Source organism: Halochromatium sp. (assembly GCF_054919635.1).
In genome coordinates this window covers 1-8,335 of the sequence record NZ_JBUDPI010000147.1, presented here as the reverse complement: position 1 = coordinate 8,335, position 8,335 = coordinate 1, and the positions used below count along the sequence as shown (strand labels likewise).

The 8,335-nt window shown below is 62.4% G+C and carries 10 protein-coding genes; all 10 read right to left on the bottom strand.

Features of this window, described 5'->3' with window-relative positions; translation table 11 throughout:
* A partial coding sequence (gene bchJ / locus ACY693_RS10350; protein ID WP_462321752.1) for a bacteriochlorophyll 4-vinyl reductase occupies positions 1–459 on the bottom strand: 459 nt, incomplete at its 3' end.
* Complete coding sequence (gene hemN / locus ACY693_RS10345; protein ID WP_462321751.1) at positions 456–1,823, bottom strand: oxygen-independent coproporphyrinogen III oxidase; 1,368 nt, start codon at positions 1,821–1,823, stop codon at positions 456–458. The genes bchJ and hemN, both read right to left, overlap by 4 nt.
* Positions 1,824–2,000: 177 nt before the next feature.
* On the bottom strand, positions 2,001–2,813 hold the full coding sequence (gene puhE / locus ACY693_RS10340) for a putative photosynthetic complex assembly protein PuhE (RefSeq protein WP_462321750.1): 813 nt from the start codon (positions 2,811–2,813) through the stop codon (positions 2,001–2,003).
* Between the two features lie 14 nt (positions 2,814–2,827).
* Positions 2,828–3,331 carry a photosynthetic complex assembly protein PuhC gene (puhC, locus tag ACY693_RS10335; RefSeq protein ID WP_462321749.1) on the bottom strand — a complete coding sequence of 168 codons (504 nt, stop codon included), beginning with the start codon at positions 3,329–3,331 and terminating at the stop codon, positions 2,828–2,830.
* Positions 3,332–3,402: 71 nt separating this feature from the next.
* Positions 3,403–4,110, bottom strand: a complete 708-nt coding sequence (puhB, locus tag ACY693_RS10330) for a photosynthetic complex putative assembly protein PuhB (protein ID WP_462321748.1) — start codon at positions 4,108–4,110, stop codon at positions 3,403–3,405.
* Positions 4,107–4,880 carry a photosynthetic reaction center subunit H gene (puhA, locus tag ACY693_RS10325; protein ID WP_462321747.1) on the bottom strand — a complete coding sequence of 258 codons (774 nt, stop codon included), beginning with the start codon at positions 4,878–4,880 and terminating at the stop codon, positions 4,107–4,109. The genes puhB and puhA overlap by 4 nt, the downstream gene beginning before the upstream one ends.
* Positions 4,881–4,908: 28 nt before the next feature.
* On the bottom strand, positions 4,909–6,381 hold the full coding sequence (locus ACY693_RS10320; protein ID WP_462321746.1) for a BCD family MFS transporter: 1,473 nt from the start codon (positions 6,379–6,381) through the stop codon (positions 4,909–4,911).
* Entirely contained in the window at positions 6,381–7,094 is a 714-nt protein-coding gene (gene bchM, locus ACY693_RS10315) for a magnesium protoporphyrin IX methyltransferase (protein WP_462321745.1), read from the bottom strand. Before bchM ends, ACY693_RS10320 begins: the two co-directional genes overlap by 1 nt.
* Positions 7,095–7,116: 22 nt before the next feature.
* Positions 7,117–8,118 carry a ferredoxin:protochlorophyllide reductase (ATP-dependent) iron-sulfur ATP-binding protein gene (gene bchL / locus ACY693_RS10310; RefSeq protein WP_462321744.1) on the bottom strand — a complete coding sequence of 334 codons (1,002 nt, stop codon included), beginning with the start codon at positions 8,116–8,118 and terminating at the stop codon, positions 7,117–7,119.
* Positions 8,115–8,335 (bottom strand): cobaltochelatase subunit CobN (locus ACY693_RS10305; protein WP_462321743.1); only part of this gene is annotated, 221 nt, incomplete at its 5' end. The genes bchL and ACY693_RS10305, both read right to left, overlap by 4 nt.

Below are 8,335 nucleotides of genomic sequence, written 5' to 3'. Positions count from 1 at the left end.
CTGGCTGCCACGGCATAGCGGACAATCCTGGATACGGACCTGAACCGGTCGACCGATGCTGTAGCTGAAGTGCCCACTGCCCGAAAAGGTCCAGGCATGCTTGCCGACCGCCTTCAGCAGCATCCGACTGGCGGGTCCGGGCGGTAACAGCTTGAGGATTCGTTGGGCTGGTTTGGGGATGCGATGGGCGAGCAGATAGTCGCCGGTGCGCAGGCCCGCATCATGCCCGATCTGTCGGGCAGTCTCGGCGTCAAGCTCGGCTCGCAGCGCGTGCTGCAGCGCAGTCACGTCACGCTCATCGACCATCGACTCGGGCGGATCAGCGAGATATCGCGTGAGACCGGCTGCGGCGAAGACTTCATCGGCCGAGCCATGGGCTGCCCTGAGTGCCTCGGCGACCCTGGTGATGGCGTTCGGTCCGATCCGAATGATGGCGCTGGGATCGTCAAGCGGACTCATAGGCTGCGCGTGAAGTGCCAGCGTGAGCGATCCCACTCGAAATAGGCACCGTGGTCGCTGCAGAGCGTGCGCAGGAAGTAGCGTCCCGAGGATGTGATCCGCAATCGATCCGGCTCGACATAGACCAAGCCATCGGCGGCATAGCTGGCAAGGCGTCGGTACTCGTCATCGAGGCAGCCTGCAGCGACCTCGGCCGGCAGCTCGAGATTGCAGATCATATGCTCGATCGCGTCGCGTCGCCGCCGATCGCGGTCGCTCACCCGATGCCCGCGCGCGACCGGCAGCTCACCGCGCTGAACCCGCGCGGCCCAGGTGTTGATATCGACCTCGTTTTGCACGCAGAACCCGCCGACGTCACCAATGGCAGCGCTGCCAAAGCCCAGCATATGATCGGTCTCGATGTCTGTATAACCGATGCAATTGCGACGCAAACGCCCTTCCTCCTGGGCAATCGCGAGCTCGTCGGTGTCCAAGGCAAAGGCGTCGAGCCCGATCCAGGCATAGCCAGCAGCCGTGAGCGTACTCACAGCCCGATGGAACAGCACCTGGCGCTCGGTTGCTGAGGGTAACCGGTGCGCATCGATGGCGTACTGATGAGTCCCGTGGGCGGTCGTGCGTGCATAACCGAAGCAGGAGATACGATCAGGAGCCAGCGCGACGATGGCATCCAGGGTGTCTTGGAAGCTCGTCTCGGTCTGCTCGGGCAGGCCGTAGATCAGGTCAAAGCCAATGGCGTCAAAACCCGTCTCGCGCGCCATCGCGTAGACATCGCGGATCAGGTCGATTGACTGCATGCGACCAATGGCGCGCTGCACCTGCGGGTTCAGGTCCTGGACGCCGAAGGTGATGCGCCGATAGCCCAAGGCGTGAAGCAGATCGAGCTGTCCTGCTGAGGCGCGTCGCGGATCGCACTCAATCGACAGATCGGTATCGGGGATGATGCGGAAGCGGCGCTCGATGATCTCGGTCAACCGCGTCAATTGAGCATCGTTGAGGTAGTTAGGGGTGCCGCCAGCGAGGTGCAGCTGCAGTACATCGTGATCGCCACGCAGATGACCTGCTACCAAGGCCATCTCTTGGTCCATCGCGTCGAGATAACGATCGATCCAAGCGGTATCGTGGGTGACGGTGGTGTTGCAGGCGCAATAGAGGCAGCGACCTGGACAAAACGGGATGTGAATATAGAGAGACAGGGTCTCGTCCGGATGCAGGGCAATCTCCCGCAGTGCGCTCTCGTACTCTGCACTGTCGAGGCTGTCGATCCAGGCTGTCGAAGCGCTCGCCGACTGAGCATACCGGGGTCCGAGCTCAGCAATTCGGGCCAGCTGCTGCGGTGACACCTCCGTTGGCGCGAAATTGGACATGTGAGAACCTCAGTGATGCGGGGCGAAGGAAACCATAGCCACACAGCTCCCTGATCCGCAGCCTTGTTTTTGATCGGGATCGGACCACTGCGGAGACGGTCACAGTCGCGGCGTCCCCATCGCGCTAAACTTAGTGAAGCCTCGGTACTTGAGCGTTGATGCATATCAACGCACTGGCTAATCCACCGTTTTCTGATCAACCGCTCCCAACCCGTCGGTGGTGCTTTCGCGGTCACCGGAGGTGGTCACCCAGCGCCAGAGTGCCCCATCGGCCAATGGTAGCACTAAGAACCAGTGCTCAAGGATCGCTAGCGCCAGCAGGGTTGCGGCAAGGATCAAGGACACACCGGCAAACCCCTCTGCCGGAAGCTCTAGTGCCGCCTCAACGAGCAGCGACATGACCACGGTGGCAACACTAACAGAGATAGGGAACAACAGGTTCATCGGCCGCTTCCGCAGGTAGCTGGTGATGAAGCGCACATGCTCCGGAAGCCAGTCCTCGTTCAGGTTCGGCACCCCAAGGAACAGGTTCAGCTTGGCACTCCAGCGCATCAGCCAGAGGATAACGAAGGTCCAGGTTCCAAGCTGGTTAGCCGCCCCCCAGGTGACAGCGATCAGCAGCGCTGCAATCAGCAGCAGCAACAGCTCGTGGTAGATGCTGGCGCCCAATGCCAAGCGAAACCGGCGCCAGCCGGTGCAGCCTGGCGGACAGGCCTGCTTGTGCGGCCCAGTGACCAGGCCCATGAAATAGACCATCTCCAGCCAGCCCCAGACCAGAACGCCCGCGGTGAAGCCGAGATAAGCCCCCCAAAGATCATCGTGATCGCGAACCAGATAGATCAGGACGACCAGCGCGACCATTAAGGCCGTAGCGGCGATCAGGCTAACGGGATAGGTTCGGCGTGGAAGACCATTGAGATAGAGAATGACGCCGGTGCTGAACCACCAAAGGAACAATGCATAGCCGATCGCCAGGGCGTAGCTCGACATCCGGTCGTTGGCCCTTAGTCGCGGGCGTCCTTGTCAACCACATCGGCAAGCGGCTTGGGCTCGACGCGCAGAAGCGGGGAGAACGAGGCCATGTTGGTCGGACCAAAGGCTCGCAGATCGATCTCGGTTCCGACACTGGGATCGCGAAACACCAGCCGACCGTCCTCGAGCAAGGCCAGCTGATAGGGGGCATCCAACGGCAGGTCACGCGCGTTGCGGTCACGCACCATGCCCCGCATCACGCCCATCGCAAAGCCGTCGACCCCGGACTCCAACAGGCCGACAACGGCATCGCGATCCGCACCTTCTGGCCCCGGCAGGGCCACCATGGTCACGCCATCACCCAGATCCTCAAACACCAGCTCACGGCCCTCGACCACCGGTGCGAATGGCATTTCGACGCCACCAACACCGGTCAGGCGGACCATCGCAGCCGCCGCGATGACAAAGGTGATCAACACGGCGGCTCCGATCAACACGCCGCGCGGAAAGGGGCGCCCCTCAAATGGGTCGCTCATCGCTGCACTCCTCGGCGCAAGATAAAAGGAAAAAAGCCATCGCCGTCAGAGACCGTCCTAGAATGGACAGCTCACTGACCGCCGGCCTTCGCCGGGGATGGCTCTAACGACGGCTCACCGCTGGGCCTGCTGGCTTCCCGGTTGGCATCCTTGGACTGCTCGCTAGAGACCTCAGCATCCTCTGCATCCTCGGCCGTTTCGGCGGCTGCTGATTTCAGGGCCTCAGCCAGGATCTCAGCAACCTTTGCGGCCTCTGGAATGCCCCTCAGCATCGGCTGAGCATTGGAGAACCGCCAGGGACGCACATTCGGCCACATGATCAGATAATTGACCTTCTGGCCATCGCCAAGCACCAGGGGAATGTCGCCGGACCCATCCGGATAGGTTCGCAAGCCCGCACTCTCGATGATCTTGAACGGGATATTGACGGCCATAGGCAGGGCGACGCCAAAACGTATGACAACCCGCCGATCAGTGATGCTATAGACCGTCGAGCGACTGTAGAGCCAGGCAAGCAGCGTCAAGATGGCGATGGCCAGCAGCGCGAGCGTACCGAGCCAGAGGATCGAGAGCACGGCCTCCTGAAAGGACACACCTCCGGTGATGAGCAACGCCAAACGCAGGAGAATCAATAGACCGAAGTAGATTGCAACCGTGCGCACATAAAAGGCGCGCCTGGCAAGAACGCGCCAATGCGGCGCGCCCTGCCAACGGAGCGCCTCCCCTGGGGGGAGGTTCTCCGGCAAGCCGTGAATCGGCTCGAAGGCAAATTCACTCACAGAAACGGCTCCGCGCGCTCTGGAGTGGCGTACAGGGTTCCAGCACCGTAGTAGGCGGTGACCATGTCTTCTTCACGCATGGTGATCTGGTCGTAGCTCTTCAGCGTCGGCGCGCCGGCGAACTGAGCACCAGTGATGGCATTGACGTCGACATAACCCTTCTTGCCTTTGACCACGCACATGGTGATCGGCAACAGGACCCGCTTGCCGCCGGTGGCCTCGAGCTCGAGGTAACGGATCTGCGGCTCGGACTGATCGACCCAGATCTCCTTCACGGTGCCGCCCTGCTTGCCGTCGCAGCCCAGCACCGGCATGCCGCGCGGGTCGGGGTCCTTGCTCACGACCTCGAAGTGCTCGGCCACCCGCATCGGGGCGATCTTCGGCCGACCGTCTTCGGTCAGATCAGGCTCGTCGAGGCGCATGGCGTAAGAGCCAGGACCGACATTGGCCTTCATCGGATCGCCGACCGGAGCCAAGGGAGAGCCCGGGAACGGAGCAATTGGCTCGGCGTTGACCTTGTACTGTGGCTGTTCTGGGCCAGGCTTGACCACCTGGGTACCGGTATGCGGCATGACAAAGGTCTTCGGCTTCGGCATCGGCGGGAAGCCTTCCATCATCTTGACCCCACGCAAGCGCTGTGACTCGACCGGGTAGCCTTCGCGCTTGTCTTCGCGACGAATCCAGAAGATCAGCGCGAAGAAGAAGAACCAGAACGCATAGAGTGTGAGTTGGGCGACGTCGATGTAGTTGGTAAGAGCACCAGTAGGCATCGGATAAACCTCCGTTGGCAAGGTGACTTTAGGGAAGCTCGGTAATTCCGAACTTCGAGGAAGACCGCGCAGCGTGACCGCCTTTCAAGGCAAGCGGTCCGATGGCGATCAGGGTGGCGAAGAGCAGCAAGATCTCCAGGTTATAGACAAAGGCATAGCCGACGGCCTCACCAGTCAGGTTCGGACCAAAGGCCCCCGTGGAGGTGATTGACGTCACGAGATCGCGGATCGTGCCGCCAAGGAACATCGCAAGACCGTAAGCGGTGGCTTGGACCGCACCCCAAGCCCCTAGCGCAAGGCCACTGCCCTCGACATCCGCGAGGTTCATTGCCGCGGTCAGGGTACCGACCGCGAACAGTCCACCACCGAAGCCGATCAGCAGCGCGCCGAAGCGAAACAGCAGCGGCGAGCCGAGCGGATCAGCGGCGATCACGGCAACGAAGGCCAACACGCCGATCAAGGCGCCGGCGACCGAGATCCGGTAGTAGTCGACACGGCGCCCAAGCAGGAAGGCCGAAAGGGCGAAGGCCGCGAGCGTGCCGAAAGCCCAGATTGCGGTCAGGCGCGTGGTCTGAGACACCGTAAGCCCAAGCACATGGCCACCATAGGGCTCTAGCAAGATGTCTTGCATCTGGAATCCCGCCGTCCCGAGCCCGAGCGCGACCAGTAGACGAGCGGCACTGCCAGCCTGGATGAACTTGGCCCAGGTCTCGGAGAAGCGCGGCTGCTCTTTTTGCGCCTGACGGTCGGCCTTGATCTGCTCGGCGCGCTCGCGATTGATCGACTCCTGTTTCCACAAGGCAACCATGTTCAGCGCGACGGCCACCAGTGCCGCCCCTTGGAGCACTCCAATCAAGCGCTGGTTAGACTCGGCGACACTCATTTGGTCGAATCCGGTGAGGAGCGCACCAAAGACGAGCGAGGCGACCAGCATGCTCAGGTTGAGCACGACAAAGAGCAGCGCGATCACGCGCGGACGGGTGTCGTCGCTAGCCAGGTCGGTGGCCAGCGCCAGCCCAGCGGTCTGCGTGGTATGCAGCCCCGCACCCGCGATCAGGAAGGCGAGTCCGGCCGCGAGCCAGGTCACGAAGGTCGGCACATTGCCACCATCGGCCATCAGCAGCAGCGCGAAAGGCATGATGGCAAGACCGCCGAACTGCATCAGGGTACCGAACCAGATGTACGGAACTCGACGCCAGCCGAAGGCCGACTCATGATGATCGGACTTGAAGCCGATCAGGGCGCGGAAGGGCGCGACCAACACCGGCAGCGCGACCATCAGACCGATCAGCCAAGGCGGCACGCCCTTCTCGACCACCATGACGCGGTTCAGGGTGCCGTAGAGCAGCACCATCATCATGCCGACCGAGGCCTGGAACAGTGCCAACCTCAGCAGCCGCGTCAGCGGCAGCTCTTTGGTTGCTGCATCGGAGAAAGGCAGAAACTTCGGCAAGACCTCTTGGTAGAAGAGGCGCTTTAGCTCATCCCGAGAGGCGGCCATTACTGATGAACCTCCAAGCATCGGCGCAGCTCGAGCGCCTGCGAGGTATAAAAACCCTTGCTGATCCGCTCGGTGCGCCCGATCTCCCAGCCGTCGAATCTCCAGGCACCCTGAAGCCGAGCGCGCATCGCCTTCTCGGCGATCGGGATGATCGCCGGGGAGCGATCGCTGCGCGGAAAGAACTGCCCAACCGCATGCATCACGGCCAACGCAGGGGTGCGGGGAGCAAAGGTAAAGAGCACCGAGACGCGCGCACGCTGGACAAAGCCCGCAATCACATCGAGCGCGTCGTCCGGCTCATAGTGGATGATGCTGTCCATGGCGACGATATGGTCGAAATCACCCTCTTCTGGAGCCAGCATGTCGCCGACGGCAAACTCGATCTGTCCCGGCAGATCGCTCGGCAGGCGCTCGCGCGCATGGGCGATCAGCGTCGGCGACAGATCAACCGCATAGACCTCAGCGCCCCGGCGCGCTGCTTCGACTGACAGCAGGCCTGTTCCGCAGCCCGCATCGAGCAGCCGCTTGCCGCTGAGGTCGGCCGGGAGCCAATCGAGCAATGTGGCGCGCATCCGATCGCGGCCGGCGCGCACGGTGGCGCGGATACCGCTCACCGGCACGTCGGAGGTCAGTCGCTTCCAGGCATCGACCGCGGTGCGATCGAAGTAGGACTCGACCTGGTTACGGCGTTCTTGATACGAAGGGTTGGGCATCGGTGTTACTCGGTCTCAGCGCTCAATCGAAGCCCAGGAAATCAAACAGATCACGGTCACGCATCGGTGTCACATCCAGTGGATCGGAGCCTGCGAGCAGCGATTCGGCAAGCTGCATATACTGTCCCTGCGCGTGCTCGACGTCGGCCGAGGGCTCCATCTCGAACAGGGTCGCCTTGCGCAGGCGCGAGCGGCGAATCACATCGAGCGCCGGCAGATGGGCCATGGTCTTGAGGCCGGTGGCATCATTGAAGCGATCGATCTGATCGGTCTCATCGCTGCGGTTGGCGATGACGCCACCGATGCGCACCTTGTAGTTCTTGGCCTTGGCCAGGATCGCCGTCGAGATGCGGTTCATCGCGAAGATCGAGTCGAAGTCGTTCGCGGTGACGATCAGCGCCCGATCCGCATGCTGCAGCGGTGCGGCAAAGCCACCGCAGACGACGTCACCGAGCACGTCGAAGACGACGATGTCGGTGTCATCGAGCAGGTGATGCTGCTTGAGCAGCTTCACCGTCTGTCCGACCACATAGCCCCCACAACCGGTACCGGCTGGTGGCCCACCGGCCTCGACACACATCACGCCGTTGTAGCCCTCGTAGACGAAGTCCTCGAGGCGGAGCTCCTCAGGGTGGAAATTGACCGACTCGAGCACGTCGATCACGGTCGGCACCAGGCACTTGGTCAGCGTGAAGGTGCTGTCGTGCTTGGGGTCACAACCGATCTGCACGACCCGCTTGCCGAGCTTCGAGAACGCGACCGAAAGGTTCGAGCTGGTCGTGCTCTTGCCAATGCCGCCCTTGCCATAGATTGCGAAGACCTGCGCCTTGTCGATGCGCTCGCTAGGGTCGAGCTGTACCTGTACGCTGCCCTCACCGTCGAGATGAGGATCGGCGAGCCGCGGTGCTCCGCGCTGGGGATCGCCGCAGTCAGGCGCATCACAGCGATCCGACCTCGGTGTCGTCGTCGGCTTATCAGGCTTGCCGCCGCCGTAGATCGTGGTTGGCAGATCGTCGAGGGTCATGCGGCGACTCCTTCGGTGATGCCTTCGAGACGGTCTTCGAGCTCTTCGCCAGCCTGGCGCAGCGCCTCCAGGGTCTCGGCATCGGGCGCCCAATAATTGCGCTCATGGGCCTCGATCAGGCGTTGCGCGACCTTGGCCGAAGCGGTTGGATTCAGCGCGGCAAGGCGCTCGCGCATCTCCTCGTCCAGCACGAAGGTCTCGGTCATGCGCTGGTAGA

Excerpts from the sequence above, each read along its gene's own strand:
- bchL (WP_462321744.1), bottom strand. The coding sequence starts at position 8,118 with ATGACCCTCGACGATCTGCCAACCACGATCTACGGCGGCGGCAAGCCT.
- bchM (WP_462321745.1), bottom strand. The coding sequence starts at position 7,094 with ATGCCCAACCCTTCGTATCAAGAACGCCGTAACCAGGTCGAGTCCTAC.
- puhC (WP_462321749.1), bottom strand. The coding sequence starts at position 3,331 with ATGAGCGACCCATTTGAGGGGCGCCCCTTTCCGCGCGGCGTGTTGATC.
- ACY693_RS10320 (WP_462321746.1), bottom strand. The coding sequence starts at position 6,381 with ATGGCCGCCTCTCGGGATGAGCTAAAGCGCCTCTTCTACCAAGAGGTC.
- hemN (WP_462321751.1), bottom strand. The coding sequence starts at position 1,823 with ATGTCCAATTTCGCGCCAACGGAGGTGTCACCGCAGCAGCTGGCCCGA.
- puhA (WP_462321747.1), bottom strand. The coding sequence starts at position 4,880 with ATGCCTACTGGTGCTCTTACCAACTACATCGACGTCGCCCAACTCACA.
- puhE (WP_462321750.1), bottom strand. The coding sequence starts at position 2,813 with ATGTCGAGCTACGCCCTGGCGATCGGCTATGCATTGTTCCTTTGGTGG.